The sequence below is a fragment of the Anaerocolumna jejuensis DSM 15929 genome, assembly GCF_900142215.1.
Classification (GTDB): Bacteria; Bacillota; Clostridia; order Lachnospirales; family Lachnospiraceae; genus Anaerocolumna; species Anaerocolumna jejuensis.
The window spans coordinates 48,748-67,767 of sequence record NZ_FRAC01000012.1 but is presented as its reverse complement, the minus strand read 5'-3'; the positions used below and the strand labels follow the sequence as shown (position 1 = coordinate 67,767).

Below are 19,020 nucleotides of genomic sequence, written 5' to 3'. Positions count from 1 at the left end.
TGATTTATAGCTCTTCTCCGGAAGGCTGTAAATAGATTCCAAAAGGAGACGGTATGTTGAAAATTTTTCAACTGCTTATTAGCGAATAACAAATCAGAGATTTGTTATTCAAGAAAGGGGTTAACATGAAAAAGAAGTCAAAATTATTATGCAGCTTGCTGCTGTTGCTGGCACTTTTGCTGCAGCTTCCGGGGTTTACACCACAGAAGCTTGCAACAGCCAATGCAGCGGCAGACACTGTAGTAGCTGCCGGGGAACCAGCAGCAGACGGCGCTGCATTCCTCGAAACCGTATCATCCGAATACGGTTTACCCGGTACTACGGCAGAGGGTGTTATTCTTCATGCATTCGACTGGTCCTTTAACACGATCAAAAGTAATCTCGGAGCTATCGCACAAGCGGGCTACAACACAGTTCAGACCTCCGTTGTACAGCCCTCCAAAGAAGACCCGGCAAGCATGTGGTACATGCTCTATCAGCCGGTTGATTTTTCAATCGGCAATCAGCTCGGCACGGAAGCTGACTTTACATCTTTGTGCCAGGAAGCTGACAAATACGGTATTAAAATTATCGTGGACGTTTTATGCAACCATACCGCAAATAACGGTTCAGGCCAGGAAATGTATCCCTCAGACAGGTTAAATTCCGCAATCAGGAACAACGCCAGCTTCTGGCATACCTTTAAGAGCAGTATCAACTATTCTGACAGATGGCAGGTAACCCACGGCTGTATCGGACTTCCAGATCTTGCCACTGAAAATACCGATTTACAGAATAAGTATATTATCCCATTCTTAAAGAGGCTGGCAGCAGACGGAGCAGACGGCTTCCGATTTGACGCGGCAAAGCATATCGCCCTTCCGGAAGACAACGATAACCCTGCTGACTATTTCTGGCCAAATGTAATCTCAGCAATCAAAGCAGCCGACAGCAGCAGCTTTATATATGGGGAAGTACTGCAGGCAGGAGACAGGGATATCTATGACGGTAAATATACCGATGCTTTTGAGGATTATGCAAAATACATAAACCTTACCGCGTCTGCCTACGGCAATGACGTACGCAATGCCATCAAAGACCATAATGTCGGAAAAGCCCTGTCTTCCAGTTACGGGGGCAGAGGGGTCGACCCCGGTAAGCTGATAACCTGGGTAGAATCCCATGATACCTATTTAAATTCCGGCGGTGATTCCAGAAATATGAGTAACTGGCAGATTGAAATGGGCTGGGCTATCGTTGCGGCCCGGGAAAAAGGCACTCCCTTGTTCTTTAACCGTCCGGCTGACGGCAAAGGAGCTTCCGGTACTATAGGCAAGGCAGGTGATGACGAATGGAAGGACAATGAAATCACTGCCCTTAATAAATTCCACAATGCCATGGCAGGACAAAATGAAACCTTAAGACAAGTAAACAACAATGTTCTGATCATTGACAGAGGAACAAAAGGCTCCGTAATCCTGTCCCTGGATGGAACGACCACCTTTACATCCCAGGCTACGAACCTGGCAGATGGTACTTATATGGACAAAACCGGTGTCAACGGAACCTTTACGGTACAAAACGGTAAATTAAACGGTATCATTAAGAGCGGTACCATCGCTGTTTTATATAACACCGGTTCTTCCGCACCTGTTATTACTGTAAGCCCTGACAGCGGCACCTTTACTTCCGACACTCAGACCATAACCATGAGCTATTCCAATGCTTCCTACGCAACCTATTCGCTGAACAATGCAGCACCCATAGCCTTTACGTCGGGAACATCCATCCAAATTGGCGGCAACGCTCCTCAAAATACCACCTATACCTTAACGGTAACTGCCACCAATAGCACCGGCAGCACTACAAAAACCTGTACCTATATCAAATCTGCCGCAAACAGTTACACTGTTCACTATTACAAACCCTCCTCCTGGGGAACTCCTAATATTTATTATTATGACGAAACCGTTTCACCAAAGAAGGAAGGTGCTGCCTGGCCCGGAACAGCCATGACCTCCGAGGGAGATGGCTGGTACTCTTATACAATCTCAGGCTGGGATAAAGCCTATGTAATGTTTAACAGCGGAGGCGCACAAATCCCCGCCTCCGGACAGTCAGGCTACCTGGTAACCAAAAACTGCTGGATTCAGAATGGTATTATAAATGACAGCAAGCCCTCCTCCTCTTCCATCCCTGTTACCTTTACTGTCACAAATGCCACAACTGCCTTGGGACAAAATATATACATTTCCGGCAACATAGCAGAGCTTGGCAATTGGACTCCTGCCAATGCGGCCGGTCCGGCTGCCTGTCCCAATTATCCCGCCTGGCAGCTTACCGTATCTCTTCCAGCAGGCAAAAGCATTGAATTCAAAGCAATAAAAAAAGACAGCAGCGGAAATGTGGTATGGCAAAGTACCCCCAACAGTACTTATACCGTTCCAACCTCCGGTACCGGTTCCGTATCCATCTCCTGGTAATGGAGCTTCAAAATCCTAAATGCTGTTTCCCTTATAGAAAACTTTATATATATTAAATTTGTTTAATAAAAGCCAGTATCTGCTGCTAATGAAGCACACCTCCCAATACAAGATATATTTGCATCATGGGGCTGTGGCCATTAAAGCATTTACTGGCTTTTGCTGTTATAAGCTGCTTTTCTTTTAGACCGGTTTTATACTAAACTTTTTACTATTTATTTATGAAACCGAACTGTAAAATCACATTTATCACACCGTGTGTAGGTTCTTGCAAATTCAATCACCCGGTCCTCGTCATCATAGCTGATACATTCAAATAAAAATACAGGCTGGGTCATATCAATTCCAAGCATTCTGGCATCATTCTGGTTTAGTTTTGCAATATCCAAGGTCTGTTTTGCCTGCTTTAATTTAATTCCGTAAAAGTCATAAACTTCATAGATTGTAAAAACCGATAAGTCAATCCCATCCAGCTTTGGTACGATATAATGAGGAATATAAACCTCTTCCAAAGACATGGTCTCATCATCCGCGTAACAGATACGTTTTATATAATAAATATCTTCATCCGGTTTAACACCAAAGATTCTGGAATATTTATCCTCCGCCTTCCGCATGGCTTTTGAGACAATTTTCGTCTTTGGAATCTTATTCTTATCCCGCATGGTTTGATTAAACCCGCCCAGATAATCCAAATCCCGGTCCATCTTATCACCAACAACAAATATTCCCTTCCCCTGAACACGAATTAACAGTCCCTCCTGCACAAGGGCATCAATGGCATTTCGTACTGTCAACCGATTTATTCCATAGGTTTTTGCCAGAGTATTCTCTGAAGGGATAGCTGTCCCAGGAAGGTATTCTCCTTCTTCGATTTTATTTCTCACCACCTCGCGAAGCTGCAAATAAATTGGTGACTGATAATCGAGTTCACTCATCGTTCCATCATTTCCTTTACTGATTTATTTTACCAGGCGCCTGTGTACTGTAAGGTTATACTGCTGTTTTCGGCTCCTGCTTCCATACATTCCTCTATTGTTTTACCGAGAAGTAACCCTCTTAGAAAGCCTGCGATGTAGCTGTCTCCGGCACCCATAGTATCCTTAACATCACAACTGATAATGCCGAACTGATAAAAGCTCTTTCCGTCATATGCAATGCTTCCCTGTTCTCCAAGAGTCATAATTACAAGCTTCGGTCCCTTGTTATACATTTTTTGTAGAAATTCGCGGTTTTCTTTTGTATCACCGTCATCAGAAGCAAAAAATGCATAATCCACCCAGGAAATTGCCTTTGCTACAACAGGATCATTAAATTTTGTAGCAAAATCAAAAGCTATGGGAGTTCCCTTTGCTTTAATTTTATATAAATCATCCTCAATCATTCCCCATAAACCAGATACAACAATATCATGGCTGCAGAGAAAATCAATATCTTCTTTCCTTAGCTTAAAATCTGCGAGTACTCCTTCATCGTACTCACCAAAAACACGTTCACCGTCTACCAGCTCCACCTGGGTTACTGCTGTTTTGCCTTGCAATATCCTGACGTGTGAGGTATCCACCCCTTTTTCTTTCAGGGCCTTAATCATAAGCTGTCCATATTCATCCTCTCCAACTACTCCTGTATATGAAGCACTTCCTCCCAGTCTTACGGAATAAACTGCTACATTAACCGGATTACCGCCGGGAAATGCCTGGTTTAAATTCTGGTATACATCAATACAGTTGTCGCCAACTGCAGCAATTTTTATTAACTTTTCCTCACTCATGGCTCGTCTCCCTGTTGTGCCGGTCACCTGGTGAGCATACTGGAAAAACGGATTTTGTCCACTCTGGCGACCGACTTAAAGTATTCGATTGGTATTCCATCTGCATCTTTTACAACACCGGAAAGATTAAATAACGGCGTTCCTTCCTCAATCTCTAAAAGGCCTGCTTCTCTTTCATTTGCAAATGTAACACTCAATTTTTCTGTTCCTTCTGTTATAAGGGTGCCATAAACATTCTCAATTATATGATACAGAGATTCTTTTCCAAAGTCATAATCCATTAATTTCGGAAATCTCTCATAATCCATGTGTGTAACTTCAATCATGACCGGTTCATCATCCACAATACGCTTTCTCGTAATGGCAAGTACAGGATGCCCTAATTTAATACATAGCTTTCCGGACAGCTGCTTGGTACTCTCAATTATTTCCCTGCTAAGCAGAACGGTCTGTAAAGTCTTTCCTTCTTCCTTAACTGCGGCGGAAAAGGGTTTTAAATCCTGAAGATTCCGGTTCAGCTTCGGATATGCAACAAAGGTTCCTGAGCCTTTCCGGTTATATAATTTACCCTCAAAGATCATTCCCTGTATTGCACCGCGAAGGGTCATCCGGTTAATCCCCCACATCTCACTCATATCGCGCTCACTGGGAAGCTTATTGCCCGGTTTTAGATTATGTTGTGCTATATAGCTTTCAATTTTTTCGGCTGCCTCATCTCTTGGACGATTACGGTATTCCTGTAACACAACACATCACCTCTTTCAATTTTGGTATATAACTTACAGAGATGATTATACCACATTCAAATGTTTATAGCACCTGTTTTTTTCCAATTTATTGCCTGCTGATTATTTATTGTTATCTTTCATATTTTTTATATTATTACATTTACTGCCGGGAAGCAGCGGATGCATTCTTTTTATTCCTGCTTTCCCAGTAATAATATACCGGAAGTCCTGTAACAACCGCCACTAGTGCACAGATAATACCGGGAATAGGAGCCCAAAGGAAAGTTGACACAATTAATGTACCTGTCATAAACATCGCAATACCTGCCATTACATAACCTGCAGGCATTTTCCATAAGGGATTATAGCCCTGTTTTTTTCTTAATACAAATACGGTACTAAAGGTCATAAAATTCTTAATTAAGGCCACTAAAGTAAAGTATCCCAATAGTGAAGAAAGAGAACTGGCAAAGATCAATACAATCGCTACTGCACACTGAACCAGAATTGAGAAATAAGGTGTTTCCCATTTTGAATGAACCTTGGCAAAGGATTTGAAGAACAGACCGTCTTTAGCCATTGCATATTCAATACGGGGCTGGAACATGATACAGCTTGATAATGAGCCAATGATTACAATAATTGCAACAATGGCAGTTAAGGTTCCTGCTGCTCCTCCAATTAAAGGAATTTTGGCAGCAGCTTCCGCAATCGGAGCACTGGATTGTGTCAGCTTGTCAAAAGGCAGCAGACCTGTAACAACAAAGCTTAGACCAACATAGAGTAACGTTACAACTCCCACGGAAATTATTAATGCCCTCGGCATTGTTTTCTTAGGTTCTTTGATTTCACCACACATATAGCATACAGAACCCATTCCGTCAAAGGACCAGGTCGTGGCCGAAATACCTGCCAGCAAAGCTGCAATGCCAACCGGAGCTCCTATGATTGCAGGTGCAGCAAGGATATCCCCTTTTATATAGAAAATACCAATACCTATTAATAATGCAAAAGGTATAATTTTAAATGCTGTAATCAAAGTCTGAAATTTACCGCCGCCCTCTACCGAACGAAGATGGATTACCATAAACATCAGTACCAGGGCAACTGCAACCAGCTTCACTGTCAAAGAGCCAAAGCCTGTAAAGAATGCCAGATAGTTTGCTATTGCAAGTGCCATAATGGAAATTGACGGGGGATCTGTCGCCCAGAAGCTGATCCAGCCGCAAAGAAACGCAAGGGGTCTGGAACCCGCTTCACGGAAATAAATGTACTGCCCGCCATCTTCCGGATAAGCAGTTGCTAATTCTGCATAGCATAAATTAGCAGGAAGGTTAATTAAGCCACCGATTAAAAATGATAATATTACTATAATACCACAGCCAGCTGCACCTGCAACCGTTCCGATTGAGGAGAATATTCCCGATCCAACTGCAGTACCGACACTTAATGCTATCGCAGCACCAAGTCCAAGTTTACGTCCAAGTTCTTCTTTTGGTTTGTTTGACATACTGTTTCCTCCCGTTTTACAGTGAACTAAAAACCGCCTTTTAGTTCATTCGATTTTGCTTTTTATAGCCTGCGCACCCATTATATAACCTTTTATATTTTCCATACCACTTTGCATTTTCAATATAACACTTTTCCCTAAAGTGGTCAACAAAAATATAGTACTTATATAGTCATTTTATACAATTTTGTCATTGTGCATAAATATTTGTCGTTATTTTGTACAATATAGCTTATATTTCAGAAGAGTAACTATAATAATTTATTCGCTCTTCCATTTATAAAAAACAATTTGCTCATTGTAGTATCATTAAATTCAAGTTCATTATATATCTTACTGCCATTTCATTACCAATTTTATTTATTAGGAAAGCAGCTCAAACACAGCTCAGTTTTTCCTTTTTCCCTGCAAATATACAAGATTGCTGTCTCTTCTGCTTATTTATTGCCTGATTTATTCATGAATATAAATAAAAAGGTATCACCTGCAGTGATACCTTTTTATGAATACATTTTTATAAAATTTATTATATTACAGTACTGGCCGTCCTTTTTTAATAATCCAAGCGCCTGTAATAACGGCGTATCTCCATGGGATGACAGTTAAATTGCTCGATATACGCATCAATCCGCTGGGTAACGGCATGCATAACAAGGTGTGAAATATAACCGCGGAACTCCTTGCTGAATCCTTTTAAATCATAATCAGCAGTATCGATAATGGTATAATTACCACAGATACGGGGCAGGAATTTTGCTACCCTCAAACTTAATTCACGTTGGGAATCCTCACCTACAAATACCGTTACCGCCGTATCCCGGTCTACAATCTCTAGCATACCATGAAAAAATTCTGCTGCGTGGATGGACTTTGTACGAATCCAGTGCTGTTCTTCCCAATAGCACATAGCATAGGAATAGACAGCTCCCCACTGGTTGCCGGCTCCGACAAAGTAATGGATCATATCATCCTTATACTTTTTCGCAAACTCCCTGCCTGACTCATCTGCCTTTTTTTCCACATCTATTAAGGCATTAGCCAGGTATTCATCCATTTCTTTATAGAACCGGCCGTATTCCGGAAATTCCCCCCTGTTGAACATAAAACGGTCTGCAGCCATAAAGAACTTCAGCTGCTCATTAGCAGGATAGGAAATCTCATAGTCCACCATCTGTGCAAGGGCTGCTGTCTCCAAATCAATGAAGCCGAAAATTTTTGCACCTGCTTCCTTGGCCTTCTTTACACCGCGAACCATCTCTTCCGTACTTCCTGTAACAGAAGAGATGATTACTACGGAGCCTTTACCAATCCGTCTGTTGCCTGTGGCACAGTATTCTGCGGCATTTTCAACAAAGGTATCAATCTCCGAGAGTTCATTCATATGGACCAGGGTCTGCATACAGGAGGCATAAGTACCGCCAATGCCTAACCAGCAGATATTCCGATAGCCTTCCTCACAAATGCCGTCTACAATTTCGTTAATTCTTCCCCTGAGTGCTAAAGCACCGTTAATACTGTCTATTTGTTTAATTTCATCGAATTTTAGCATATATTATCTCCTTCATAGTTATACCTATCCCTTGATTCCTGCCTGCAAAGTGTTATGGAATCCTGTTATTGGCATAGATATGATTCGTATTATTCTATACCAATTTACAAATTAACTATACCACCACTTTTTTCAGGAGTCAATATTATTTTGAAAACTTATTAACAGGTATAAAACCCGTATTCATTATTATGATATTGATTCTTTTGCCCTGCTGTGGTATATTATTAATTGGTATACATTTTGCCATCACTCATATATAGCCTTTCAACTGGACAGCTTCGGAGACCGCAGCCAAAGCACGTCATCCAAATTTGAAAGGAGTACATTATGTCAAATAAACAAACTGCAGATATATTACTGCGTTCTACTGCTATATTCACAGCAACGGATATCTCTCTAATAAATGGTTATGTAGCTGTATCAGGTAATAAGATTCTTGCTGTTGGTACCGGTAACGGCTCTGAATTTCTTTCCTCTGAAACCCTGATCTATGAGCTGGGGAATAAGCTGATCTGCCCCGGCTTTTCCGATGTTCACTGCTTCTTCACCGGGTTTGCAGCAGGTTATGCAGGTGTTGATATCAGTGAAGCAGCTACTGTCCGGGATGCTATTCTGCTTCTGAAAGATATTCCCTTGTTCAACAATGCACTTATCCTTGGACATGGCTGGAATATGGAAGCATTTCCAAATGACAACAGCACCTTACAGTCCTTGGAAGAAGCCTTCGGCTCTATTCCCGTTATATTATTTGAAAAAGGCGGTGATACCTGCATCATAAATAAATCTGCCGCAGAAATATACCAATTCACCTCCGACACCTGCTATCCCGAAAGCTATTGGCGGTTATTAAAGGAGATACTAAACAACCGGGAATTTATTATTCCTGCCTTGAAAGACTATATGGCAATGCTGAACGGCAGAGGTGTAACCTCGGTAAAAGAGATGGGCTTTGATAATTTTTATGGTTTTACGGATACTTTAAAAGAATTGGAGAAATCCTCACAGTTGACTCTCCGGGTTAATTTCATGAGTCAGCCTGTTGGCTTCGATGCAGATATGCAATACGGTATAGATATGAAAAATTATTTTTCCGGTGATTTTGTCCGTTTCTCCGGATTCAACCAAATGACAGACGGTTCTATCAGTCAGCTATATGCAGACTTAAAAGAACCCTACACCTGTACTCCAGGGCTTTTCTGCAGCCAGGAAATTGATTACGAAAAGATCGAACAGGAAGTTCTTGCCGCAGATAAGCTTGGTTTTCGCTTTTCCCTTCATGCACAGGGAGACGCTGCTATTCATAAGGCAATTCAAATATTTAGTAAATGTCAGAAAAAACCTGATGGTAAGCTATTAAACCGCCACAGCATTACTGATTTGGAGTTCAGTGATCCTGCGGATCTGGAGCAAATGGGAGAGCTTGGAATTATTGCTGAAATCTATCCTCAAATCCAATCTATTGCTGAAAGAAGCAGCAAGCTTGCCATGATTGAAGAAAAGATCGGTAAAGAACGCGGCCGTTATTATTGGAACCGCAGAAAGATGGCAGACAGTAAGGTTATCCTATCCTGCGCAACGGATCTTCCCTTACTAATTGATAATATTCCGGAATCCATCTATCACGCCTGCGGCGGCTGGTTTCCAGAAGGCGGAGAAGCTTATAATAAAGAAAATACCCTTACCATACCAGAGCTGTTAAAGGCCTGGACAAAGGGCGGTGCATATAATCTGTACTGTGAAGATACCCTGGGTACCTTGGAAGCAGGTAAAAAGGCAGATATTGCAGTGCTAAATGAAAATATATTCGAAACTGCCCTGGAGGATATCCGTCATATACAGGTATGCCTTACATTTATAGACGGTATACCTGTATATCAAGCATTATGAAGATAATAATCAAGTTAATATTCAAGTTAATATTCAAGTTAATATTCCTCTAAAAATTGTACATCCACTACTTCATAAGAACGGCGGATAACTGGATTCCTCAACGGTACCTCAGCTATCCGCCATTTTTTATTTAGCCGTCAGCTTAACTGATCGAACATACTTAAGCCTATTTTAATCCTGCTTTCGTTCCTGCTTAATCAGAATTCTAAGCGCTTCCACACCAACCTTAACTGCTGCGTCCGTATCATGGACAACCGGATTATCGAGGCCTGATTTCTCTCTTTCCTGATTTGCGACTACCAGGAAATTAGAGCCGCAGCGAACTCCCAGGTAACTTGCTACAATAAACAATGCGGCTGATTCCATTTCGGAAGCTTTGCAGCCCAGACGAAGCCAGGCTTCCCACTTGCTCATTAATTCATAGCTTACCGGCTTTATTTCAGGTTCATGCTGGCCATAAAACGAGTCCTTGCATTCTACAATTCCAGCATGGTAGGAATTCCCCAGGTTCTTTGCTGCCTGTATCAAAGCGTTGGTAACCTCAATGTCGGCCACTGCCGGAAATTCAATGGGTGCATATTCCTTACTGGTTCCTTCCATACGGATGGCACCGGTAGCAACTACAATATCTCCGCCCTTTACTTTCGTATCCATGCCGCCGCAGGTTCCTACACGAATAAAGGTATCTGCACCGCACTTCACAAGTTCCTCCATTGCTATGGAAGCGGAGGGTCCGCCGATACCGGTAGAGGTTACACTCACCTTTTCCCCTTCCAGATATCCCGTATACGTAACAAACTCTCTGCTGTCCGCCACCAGACTGGCATTATCAAAATATTGGGCAATCATGGCGCATCTCTTAGGGTCTCCGGGAAGAATAACATATCTTCCTACATCTCCCTTTTTAATGGCAAGATGATATTGCATTCCTTCTTCTGCATATTTCATATTAAAGGCTCCTTTCGCGAACATGAATCTTTGATTTCATATTCCTTACCATATAGTTATTCATTTTCCAATTTTAAAGCTTATTTATTCAGACAAATATGTCTATTATTTTATACTTGTATAATACCATTTATCTGGCTTTATTGTCAACTGTTAATCCTGTGGTTTTCTATGAATTTAATACGAAACCCATTATATTATTTGATATTATCTGTATGTTTTCACCATATTATTCTGATGATGATTTAAATCTGTTGTATTTTTATACTATTTGACAGGCTAATGTATTTAGGGTATACTTAAAAGTGCCGGATCATTTATAGAAGAAACTTGTCTAGACAAAGGAGACAGTATGATTTTAGAAGATAATATTGAATCAGGAACTAATATCTCCGAAGAAAAACAGAAAAAATTGAAATATGTTAAAATATATGATGCCCTTTATCTTAAAATCATGAATGGTGAATTTCCGCCGGGAAGCCAGCTTCCCAGTGAACCGGAACTTGCCAGAATGATGGGGGTAAGCCGCATGACCCTTCGCCAGGCACTTTCCCTGCTAAAGGAAGATGGTTTAATCAGCAACGCAAGAGGTAAGGGAACATTTATAATTGATGCTAAAAACAACATTACCTTTGAACAGCCCTTTACCGGACATCCTGTTTATAACTGGTGCTCTGTCACTCCGGAAAAGACAGAGCTGGAATTTCGTATTGAGCCCCCTTCCGAATCCATAACAAGAACCCTCCAGCAAAAAACACCTGCCGTTGTGATTGCTGACCGGTGGTATAAAAATGACGGCCGGGTATTTGCCTATTCTCTTTCCTTTTTACCCATCGAGACCATTTCAAAATACGGGATTGATTTAAATGACAACGCGGGCTTTCTTAATTTTATCCAGAAAAATCTATATGAAAAATCGGAAAGCACCCGCATTAACATCCGTTTTTCCGGTGCCGGAAATTTTACTGCCCAGAAATATACCCTGTCTGAAAAAGGGCATTTTTTAATGATACAGGAAACACTGCTGGACGAAAGAAAAATACCGATAGCAGTAACAAAGCATTATATTCCGGTGGATACCACTAATATTAATTTTACTCTTAATAATTCAACTATTTAGCAGATATTATTTATCCGCTCTTCCTGAAGGATTATCCTTTTTAAGACTTGCCGCAGGATATGCATATATGTCCTTCGGCTACTCTTTTGTCCAAAATCTGCCCTCCCTGGCTTTCTTAAACTTCCCAAGTCTTTTCAAAGTATTCAAGAATCTTTTCAGTCTGATCAAGATAAGTTTCAGGTATATCGCATATCTGCATTGCTTTGATAAACTGCAGATAGGCATCCTTTTCCCACCTTAAATGCTCCTGTTGGGCAAGCTTCCCTTCTTCCGTAATTTCAAGAGCGTAGGACCTGCGGTCCTGCTTGTTAATAACCCGGCGCAAAAATCCCAACTCTTCCAGTTTATCGATGACTCCTGTCATGGTACTTTTTGATACTTGAAGCCATTCACTCATATCCCGCATAATCATCTGCGGATTTTCGCAAAGGAGACTTAAAACGGATATTTCTATTTTGCTCATATTTTTAATTCTATGAAACGAATTTTCGTCATACTGTTCATTCAATCTTACAATCCGGTGTGAAAGCCGGTTTACGCGCTCTAAGAGACGCTCTGTATTACTATCTGGCTGCATTGTATAGCTCCTCCCTTTTCGTACAATAAAATTATAACACAGGATGGATTGTTTTTAAATCATTTTGTTTTAATAAAATATATTTCAATACATAAACTATTTATAAAATAGACTATTGACTATCCGTACTATTTGTTTTATGATAAAAATCGGATTTATTCTAATAAAAGGAAAGGAAGCTGTTATGATGTCAATTAAAAGTTCAGAAGACCCGGTAATCCGTTTTGCAAAATTATCAGCAGAACTCTATTATTTTCTTGCCGATGCACTGATTGAAAATCTTGGTGAAGAAAAAGGAACAGCAGCAATAGAGGAATCCCTGAGGAACTTTGCCGAAAAACGAGTTGCCGATATGAAAAAAGAAGCAAAAGAAAGGGGACTGCCGCCGGATGCCCCTGACACCTACCTGAAAGTACGTGATATGCCCTCAAATGGCTGGGAGCATGATTCCGAAAATACGCTGCTTATAACACAATGCCCGATGTTCGATATCTGGAAAAGTTTTGGTGAAAAAGGGATAGCCATGGGTGCCCTATACTGTGAAATTGACCACATTCTTTTTAATGGCTTTGGTTTAGTACTTAACCGTTCACAATGTAAAACCAATGGTGACCAGGTATGTGATTTCAGGGTACAGCTGAAAGAGGGGCAAAGAACTGATGGAGAAAGATAATATACAGATTGTACATACCGATGTGCTTTGCATTGGCGGAGGCGGTGCTGGAATTACGGCTGCCATATCCGCTAAAAAGCAAGGGGCTAGGGTTACACTGATTTCCAAAGGAAAGCTGGGAAACAGCGGGAATACCATTATGATTGGCGGTTCCTATTCGATGGACGGGAAAAGTGCTAAAGATTACGGCTTCAAAAAGGCAGATGCCTCTTTTACTAAAGAGTATTTATTTGAGCAGATTGTTAAACAAAGCTTTTATCTTTCAGAGCAAAATCTTGTGCAGCAGTATGTAGAGGAAAGTCCCAATATTGTTTATCAGTGCTACCAATGGGGTGAGCAGGCGAAAATCAAGCAAAAATTTTTCTCGCCGGGAGGCTGGATGCTATCCGGTCATGCAATGGGAAAGGCGCTTTTACAGGGCATGAAAGAAACACCTGGCATTGAGCTTTTGGAAGACATCATGATTGTGGATTTGCTAAAAAGCGATGGCAAAATTTCAGGTGCCGTGGGATATCATGTATACACCGGGCAGGCAGTGCTGATTCATGCCAAATCCGTAGTAATCGCTACAGGCGGATACCAGCCCTTTTCAGTGACCAGTACCAACAGCGATGTGGTTTCCGGAGACGGCATTGCCATGGCTTACCGTGCCGGCGCACAGCTTGCCGATATGGAATTCCTGCTGTTTATTCCAACAGCCCTGGAGCCCCAGAGCAGCAAGGGCTCCATCCTGCCCTTTCTTCTGTATTCCTCCGGTATTCCAATTGATACGGTTGATTGTGAAGGCAGCCCGGTTAAGATTCCGCCGCAAATGCGTAAAATGGCAAAGGGAAGCGAGCTTGACAAGGTTATTTTCAATTACTATTGGTCCAACCGACTGGCTATGGGTAAGGGAACCGAAAGCGGCGGTCTTTATATGGATTTTTCAAAGCTTGCAAGGCTGCCAAAGTTTATACTTAATTTCGGCTTTCAGGAATCCCTCAAGTATTTTAAAGATTTTTATAAATACGGTTATTACCACAGTGACAATCTATTTTATTTTAAAGAGCTGATGCTGGAAAAAAAGAAGCTTGAGTTCGCTCTTTGCTCCGAATATTCTATGGGAGGGATTGTAATTGACGAAGCAATGGCTACAAGAGTGCCGGGACTATTTGCGGCCGGAGAAGCCGGAAGCGGTGTTTTCGGTGCATGCCGTGTGGCGGATGCAACGACCGAGATGATGGTCCAGGGAGTAAAGGCTGGCTGTTCAGCGACGCAGTATGCCCAATCCAATGCCCAGCCGGCAGTGGATGACGGGCAGCTGCAGAAGCTGCTGGATAAAATTCAGGCACCCCTTGAACGCAGCAGCGGCGTAAATCCCCTTGGAGTTATTCAAAAAATCCATCAGGCAGCTGACAGGGGCTTTGGCTCTATCCGCAATGAAGAAGGGTTAAGCAGAGCATTAGCAGAAATTGAGCAGCTGCGGGATGGTGAACTTCCCTTTTTAGCAGCCCGGTGTAAATCGCCAAGCTATAACTATGAACGGCTATGTGCCATACAGGCTGAAAATATGCTGACCTGTACGGAAGCCGGAATCCGCGCTGCACTTATGCGGCGTGAAAGCCGCGGTTTCCATGTGCGCTCCGATTATCCCCAGGTAGACAATGACGGCTGGTCCGTTCGTATTCTGGAAGAACAGGGACCAGACCATATGATCATGAGTAAACGAAAACCGGTTGTGACAAAGCTTCCCATTCCAAAGGGAACAGAAATGAACATTCCGGAATTCATGATAAAACAAAAATTAAGGTTTAAAAATGCCAGCATTCGATAAGATCTGATGGGAGGGAAAATTTTGAAAATTAAACTGTATCGTTTTAATCCAATGACAGATTCAGAAAGCCGCTTTGACTCCTACAATGTCCCCGCTGCTTCCAACTGGACCGTAATGGATGTACTGGACTATATCAGTGAAAATTTAGACAGTACGATTGCTTATTTTAAACATGGTGCCTGCGACCATGGTATATGCGGCAGGTGTGCCCTGCGTGTAAACGGCATAGCAAAACTGGCCTGTTCCACTGAAATCGCAGAAGAAGAAACTCTTGAAATTACACCAATAAACGAGAAGGTTATAAGAGATCTTGTTGTAAAACCATAAGTTATTTGAGTTTAACCTATCAGAATAATAACTGTCACTTAAAACTATGACTGCCAATACTATGAATACTAAAATCATGAATTCCAAAATCATGAATGCCAATGACATAACTATCAAAACCATAACTGCCCATTATGCATTTTATCTGATTGCATGATGGGCAGTTAGAACTTCTTCTCTTTTACAAGCACTACCGTAAGATAACCACTCTTTTCATCCAGTTCGCTTATACCTGTAGTTATCTTCTCGTTGTCCATACCGCAGTTAGACACTGCGTAAACCTCATACTTTTCCGGCTCATGCTCCAGGAGTGCTTTTTTTAGTTCCGCCAGCTTTTCTCCAGCCTTCATATAAATTCTGGTTCCCTTAAGCTCCAAGGTATGCTGTATATCATAGGAGGCGGGAATGATATGTATTTCATCCTTGTTATCACCCAGGGAAATACCCAATGCGGCAGATGCAGCACAAAAGGATGGGACTCCGTTTATGATGACTGCCCTTCCTCCCTTCTCCGCCACTCTGGTATGGATGTAGCTGTAGGTGGAATATACGCAGGGGTCACCTATGGTAAGAAAAGCAACCTTCTTTTCTTCCGCCAGATATCCCGCTATCCGGTCATATATCTCATTGTGAGCCTTCATAAGCTTTTCTTTATCCTTTAACATCGGAAAAGGCAGACATGCAATTTCCTTTTCCTCTATCTGCGGATATACTTTTTTAACAATTTGGTAGGCGTAGCATTCTTCCTTCGGCTTTGAAGGCAGAATAATAACATTGCTCTCTCTGATACACCGCAATGCTTTTAATGTCATCAGTTCAGGGTCACCGGGACCTACTCCTATACCATACAAAATACTTTCCATCTATGTTTCAGCCTTTCTGAATTCTTTATCTATTAAATAGCTTAAGCAATTAATGAGATTTCAAGCTTTTATCTCTTTATTTTTCAAAATAAAAATGCTTTCTGCCTGCCTCGTCCGTAAAGCTTTGGGCTTTTACCTGAAAGACCTCATCAATTACATGGCTTTCCTGAATTTCTTCCGGAGTACCTATTTTTACGATTTTCCCCTGATTCATGACAGCTATGGAATCAGAAACATCCATGGCATAATCCAAATCATGCAGCACGGTAACCACTGTTTTTCCTTCTTCCTTTAACTGCTTCATCAGCTGCAAAAGCTCCAGCTGATAATGGATATCCAAATAGGTAGTGGGCTCATCCAATAAAAATACATCCGTTTCTCCCGCAAGTGCCATAGCAAGGTAGACCTTCTGTCTTTGCCCGCCGGAAAGCTCCTCCAATTTCTTATCCTGAAGCGGTAGTATTCCCACCTTTTCCATGGCTCGTTTACAATATGCATAATCTTCCTTACTGTATCGCCTGGGATAGGAAAGATAGGGAAATCTACCGTGGAGGACCATTCTTCCCACGGTGATTGCTCCCAAGGTGTGGCTCTGGGACAAATAGGATACCTGCTTGGCAAATTCACGGTTACCCATATCTTCTTTTCTTCTTCCCTTCAGATATACGGTCCCCTGACTGATTTCACAAAGATTCACGATTGCTTTCAGCATTGTACTTTTACCGCTTCCGTTTGGTCCGATAACGGCAGCTATCTTCCCTTTTTCAAATTCAATATTAATGCCCTGAATTACCGGGACTTTTTCATAACCGGCTGTAATATTCTCAAGCTTAAGCATTCTGTCTCCTCTTTCTTCGGTGAAATAGCAGCCATACAAAAAAAGGGGCTCCTACAAAGGATAAAATGATTCCCACCGGAAGTTCATAAGGTGCGAACCAGGTTCTGGCAATGTAATCACAGACCAGCAGGAACAATGCCCCAAGAATAGCGGAGGCTGAAATGAAATATTTGCTTTCCTCCCCTACCAGCATTCTTGCAATATGGGGAATAATCAATCCGACAAAGCCCAGGAGTCCCGCAAAGCTTACTGCCGCACCGGACAGTGCCGCAGCCAGGGCCAGAAACAAAAAGCGGTAAGCGGAAACCGAAAGCCCAAGAGTCCTTGCCGTCTCTTCCCCTAAGGATAAGACTTCCAGCTCATTGTGGAATAAGAGCACCAGAATAAGGGAAATTATCACAACAGCCCCGGCATAGGTTAATACAGATGTATTGATACCGCTTAAGCCTCCGATCCGAAAGGACGTGCTTGCCAGCAGAGATTCCTCCTGAAAGGTATACAGGGCATCCGTTGCGCCATTCAGCAGGCTCCCGATTGCCACTCCGGCCAGTATCAGTGTCATTTGAGAGGCTCCCGTCTTTTTTCCAAGGTAATATACGAACATAACGGTAAGAAAGGCTCCCCCAAAGGCTGCAAAAGGCAGTATCTGATAGGCTTTGGGAAGCAAGGCGCTGCATAGGACAACTGCAAAACCGGCTCCTGAATTTACTCCTATAATATTGGGGCCTGCAAGAGGATTGTTCAGTATTGTCTGTATGATGGCACCGGCTACCGACAACCCCATTCCGGCAATGACGGCGCCGATCATTCTCGGAAGGCGGATATACAGTATTATTCTTCCGGCTGCTGTTATCTCATTCCCTGCAAACAGATTCCAGAAATCATGAAGAGATACCTTTACGGCACCTCCCATGATTCCTGCAACCATCATTAGCAGCAGCAAAAGAAACATAATGCCTATTCTTTTTCTTGTCCTTCTCTCCTGCTTACTTCTTTCCATACAAATAATCAGCTAATATCTGATAGCTTTCCCCCCAACGCTCATTTGGCTTCGTATGGAACAGTGCTTTAGGCAATACATAGTAGTGTTTCTCCTTTACCGCAGTAAGCCCGTTCCAGGCCGGATTTGAAGTCAGGAGCTCATCCACCATGGCAATGGCAGCGTCCTCGGATTCTCCCATGGTAGTCACAAAGATATAATCCGGGTCCTTTTGGACAATGGCTTCCATACTTAAGTTATCCAATAAGCTTTTTTCATCGTCTGCAATATTGATGCAGCCTAAGTCCTTTAACATATGTCCGGTCATGCTGTCACTGTTCTGCGCCTTTACCCCGGAGGAAAAAGCTCTTAAAAACAGCACTGTCTTATGGCTTTCATCTGCCCTGTCTGTCTGCTTTTTAATTTCCGCACTCACATCTTCTACATTTTTCTGGTATAACTCTTTTTTTCCTGTGATATCGGTGAGTATTTTCATCATCCTTGCATAATCCTCAAAGGTCTCCACTTTAAAATATGCAGAGGGAATGCCTGCCTTTTCCAAGGTGTCCTTTAATTTCACCTGGTCGGAAATCGCACCGGATAATATGGCAAAATCAATTCCCTCTGAAATCATGGTTTCAACATTGGGATGATTTAAATCTCCCAGAATAACCATGTCATTTGTAACTTTAATGGTATCACCTGCATCCTTAGTAACCGCAGCAGCCACGCCTCCTGCCAGCTGCCAGGCATCTGCATAGCTGCCGGTCAGTACTGCCGTTTTCTTAGGATGATCTACCGTAATCTTATTTCCAAGGTCATCGGTAAAGGTAACTGCTTCTGTCTGATTTGTTGTCTGCTTACTATCCTGGTCCGTATTTCCGGTTGAATTATCTTTTCCCTTCCCGCATCCGCAAAGCAGGCAGGCAGTCATCACAAGTAGTACTTTTATCATTATTTTTTTCATAT

The 19,020-nt window shown here is 42.2% G+C and carries 17 protein-coding genes; 6 read left to right on the top strand and 11 right to left on the bottom strand.

The annotated features are described in order from the left end of the window. Positions 1–125 precede the first annotated feature (125 nt). Positions 126–2,462: a carbohydrate-binding module family 20 domain-containing protein gene (locus tag BUB77_RS12650; protein WP_073276433.1), complete on the top strand. Its 2,337-nt coding sequence runs from the start codon at positions 126–128 to the stop codon at positions 2,460–2,462. Between the two features lie 215 nt (positions 2,463–2,677). Here BUB77_RS12650 and BUB77_RS12645 read toward each other — a convergent pair whose 3' ends face one another. The 5 genes from BUB77_RS12645 to BUB77_RS12625 form a co-directional block, all read right to left on the bottom strand. Next, a complete protein-coding gene (locus tag BUB77_RS12645; RefSeq protein WP_073276431.1) occupies positions 2,678–3,400 on the bottom strand; it encodes a GntR family transcriptional regulator in 723 nt (240 codons plus the stop codon). 29 nt (positions 3,401–3,429) lie between these two features. Continuing rightward, positions 3,430–4,233 carry a fructoselysine 6-kinase gene (gene frlD, locus BUB77_RS12640; RefSeq protein ID WP_073276429.1) on the bottom strand — a complete coding sequence of 268 codons (804 nt, stop codon included), beginning with the start codon at positions 4,231–4,233 and terminating at the stop codon, positions 3,430–3,432. Positions 4,234–4,256: 23 nt separating this feature from the next. Further along, positions 4,257–4,979: a GntR family transcriptional regulator gene (locus BUB77_RS12635; RefSeq protein ID WP_073276427.1), complete on the bottom strand. Its 723-nt coding sequence runs from the start codon at positions 4,977–4,979 to the stop codon at positions 4,257–4,259. Between the two features lie 142 nt (positions 4,980–5,121). Continuing rightward, positions 5,122–6,471, bottom strand: coding sequence for an amino acid permease (locus BUB77_RS12630; RefSeq protein ID WP_073276425.1), 1,350 nt, complete (start codon positions 6,469–6,471; stop codon positions 5,122–5,124). A 553-nt stretch (positions 6,472–7,024) separates the two neighbouring features. Beyond that, the gene (locus tag BUB77_RS12625) at positions 7,025–8,020 is read right to left on the bottom strand and encodes an SIS domain-containing protein (RefSeq protein WP_073276423.1); all 996 of its coding nucleotides are present in this window, start codon (positions 8,018–8,020) and stop codon (positions 7,025–7,027) included. Positions 8,021–8,350: 330 nt separating this feature from the next. Between BUB77_RS12625 and BUB77_RS12620 the strand changes: the two genes are divergently transcribed. After that, positions 8,351–9,910: an amidohydrolase gene (locus BUB77_RS12620; protein WP_073276421.1), complete on the top strand. Its 1,560-nt coding sequence runs from the start codon at positions 8,351–8,353 to the stop codon at positions 9,908–9,910. 174 nt (positions 9,911–10,084) lie between these two features. Here the strand turns inward: BUB77_RS12620 and udp are convergent, their stop codons facing one another. Further along, positions 10,085–10,861 carry a uridine phosphorylase gene (gene udp, locus BUB77_RS12615; protein WP_073276420.1) on the bottom strand — a complete coding sequence of 259 codons (777 nt, stop codon included), beginning with the start codon at positions 10,859–10,861 and terminating at the stop codon, positions 10,085–10,087. Positions 10,862–11,213: 352 nt separating this feature from the next. Here udp and BUB77_RS12610 point away from each other — a divergent pair, with 352 nt between their 5' ends. Further along, positions 11,214–11,981, top strand: coding sequence for a GntR family transcriptional regulator (locus BUB77_RS12610; protein WP_073276418.1), 768 nt, complete (start codon positions 11,214–11,216; stop codon positions 11,979–11,981). Between the two features lie 115 nt (positions 11,982–12,096). Here the strand turns inward: BUB77_RS12610 and BUB77_RS12605 are convergent, their stop codons facing one another. Continuing rightward, the gene (locus BUB77_RS12605) at positions 12,097–12,558 is read right to left on the bottom strand and encodes a MarR family winged helix-turn-helix transcriptional regulator (protein ID WP_073276416.1); all 462 of its coding nucleotides are present in this window, start codon (positions 12,556–12,558) and stop codon (positions 12,097–12,099) included. Positions 12,559–12,742: 184 nt separating this feature from the next. On the opposite strand from BUB77_RS12605, the gene BUB77_RS12600 reads away from it, so the two are divergent. From BUB77_RS12600 to BUB77_RS12590, 3 genes are read left to right on the top strand one after another with little or no spacing between them, the layout of a single operon-like run. Beyond that, positions 12,743–13,231: an L-2-amino-thiazoline-4-carboxylic acid hydrolase gene (locus BUB77_RS12600; protein ID WP_073276414.1), complete on the top strand. Its 489-nt coding sequence runs from the start codon at positions 12,743–12,745 to the stop codon at positions 13,229–13,231. Next, the gene (locus tag BUB77_RS12595) at positions 13,218–15,044 is read left to right on the top strand and encodes an FAD-dependent oxidoreductase (protein WP_073276412.1); all 1,827 of its coding nucleotides are present in this window, start codon (positions 13,218–13,220) and stop codon (positions 15,042–15,044) included. The genes BUB77_RS12600 and BUB77_RS12595 overlap by 14 nt, the downstream gene beginning before the upstream one ends. Before the next feature lie 21 nt (positions 15,045–15,065). Beyond that, positions 15,066–15,371 (top strand): 2Fe-2S iron-sulfur cluster-binding protein, encoded by a 306-nt coding sequence (locus tag BUB77_RS12590; RefSeq protein ID WP_073276410.1) that lies wholly within the window; start codon positions 15,066–15,068, stop codon positions 15,369–15,371. Between the two features lie 164 nt (positions 15,372–15,535). Here BUB77_RS12590 and cobI read toward each other — a convergent pair whose 3' ends face one another. The 4 genes from cobI to BUB77_RS12570 all read right to left on the bottom strand — a co-directional run bounded on the left by cobI (position 15,536) and on the right by BUB77_RS12570 (position 19,018). Continuing rightward, positions 15,536–16,234, bottom strand: coding sequence for a precorrin-2 C(20)-methyltransferase (gene cobI, locus BUB77_RS12585; protein ID WP_073276408.1), 699 nt, complete (start codon positions 16,232–16,234; stop codon positions 15,536–15,538). A 76-nt stretch (positions 16,235–16,310) separates the two neighbouring features. After that, positions 16,311–17,072, bottom strand: coding sequence for an ABC transporter ATP-binding protein (locus BUB77_RS12580; protein ID WP_073276406.1), 762 nt, complete (start codon positions 17,070–17,072; stop codon positions 16,311–16,313). Then, complete coding sequence (locus tag BUB77_RS12575) at positions 17,065–18,072, bottom strand: FecCD family ABC transporter permease (RefSeq protein WP_073276404.1); 1,008 nt, start codon at positions 18,070–18,072, stop codon at positions 17,065–17,067. Before BUB77_RS12575 ends, BUB77_RS12580 begins: the two co-directional genes overlap by 8 nt. Further along, the gene (locus BUB77_RS12570) at positions 18,059–19,018 is read right to left on the bottom strand and encodes an ABC transporter substrate-binding protein (protein ID WP_073276402.1); all 960 of its coding nucleotides are present in this window, start codon (positions 19,016–19,018) and stop codon (positions 18,059–18,061) included. Before BUB77_RS12570 ends, BUB77_RS12575 begins: the two co-directional genes overlap by 14 nt. Positions 19,019–19,020: the final 2 nt, after the last annotated feature.

What these genes read in the sequence shown, in the direction of transcription:
- cobI (WP_073276408.1), bottom strand. Translation starts at nt 16,234, where the DNA reads ATGGAAAGTATTTTGTATGGTATAGGAGTAGGTCCCGGTGACCCTGAA.
- BUB77_RS12605 (WP_073276416.1), bottom strand. Translation starts at nt 12,558, where the DNA reads ATGCAGCCAGATAGTAATACAGAGCGTCTCTTAGAGCGCGTAAACCGG.
- BUB77_RS12580 (WP_073276406.1), bottom strand. Translation starts at nt 17,072, where the DNA reads ATGCTTAAGCTTGAGAATATTACAGCCGGTTATGAAAAAGTCCCGGTA.
- BUB77_RS12625 (WP_073276423.1), bottom strand. Translation starts at nt 8,020, where the DNA reads ATGCTAAAATTCGATGAAATTAAACAAATAGACAGTATTAACGGTGCT.
- BUB77_RS12575 (WP_073276404.1), bottom strand. Translation starts at nt 18,072, where the DNA reads ATGGAAAGAAGTAAGCAGGAGAGAAGGACAAGAAAAAGAATAGGCATT.
- BUB77_RS12650 (WP_073276433.1), top strand. Translation starts at nt 126, where the DNA reads ATGAAAAAGAAGTCAAAATTATTATGCAGCTTGCTGCTGTTGCTGGCA.
- BUB77_RS12595 (WP_073276412.1), top strand. Translation starts at nt 13,218, where the DNA reads ATGGAGAAAGATAATATACAGATTGTACATACCGATGTGCTTTGCATT.
- BUB77_RS12600 (WP_073276414.1), top strand. Translation starts at nt 12,743, where the DNA reads ATGATGTCAATTAAAAGTTCAGAAGACCCGGTAATCCGTTTTGCAAAA.
- BUB77_RS12620 (WP_073276421.1), top strand. Translation starts at nt 8,351, where the DNA reads ATGTCAAATAAACAAACTGCAGATATATTACTGCGTTCTACTGCTATA.
- udp (WP_073276420.1), bottom strand. Translation starts at nt 10,861, where the DNA reads ATGAAATATGCAGAAGAAGGAATGCAATATCATCTTGCCATTAAAAAG.
- BUB77_RS12630 (WP_073276425.1), bottom strand. Translation starts at nt 6,471, where the DNA reads ATGTCAAACAAACCAAAAGAAGAACTTGGACGTAAACTTGGACTTGGT.
- BUB77_RS12610 (WP_073276418.1), top strand. Translation starts at nt 11,214, where the DNA reads ATGATTTTAGAAGATAATATTGAATCAGGAACTAATATCTCCGAAGAA.
- frlD (WP_073276429.1), bottom strand. Translation starts at nt 4,233, where the DNA reads ATGAGTGAGGAAAAGTTAATAAAAATTGCTGCAGTTGGCGACAACTGT.
- BUB77_RS12645 (WP_073276431.1), bottom strand. Translation starts at nt 3,400, where the DNA reads ATGAGTGAACTCGATTATCAGTCACCAATTTATTTGCAGCTTCGCGAG.
- BUB77_RS12570 (WP_073276402.1), bottom strand. Translation starts at nt 19,018, where the DNA reads ATGAAAAAAATAATGATAAAAGTACTACTTGTGATGACTGCCTGCCTG.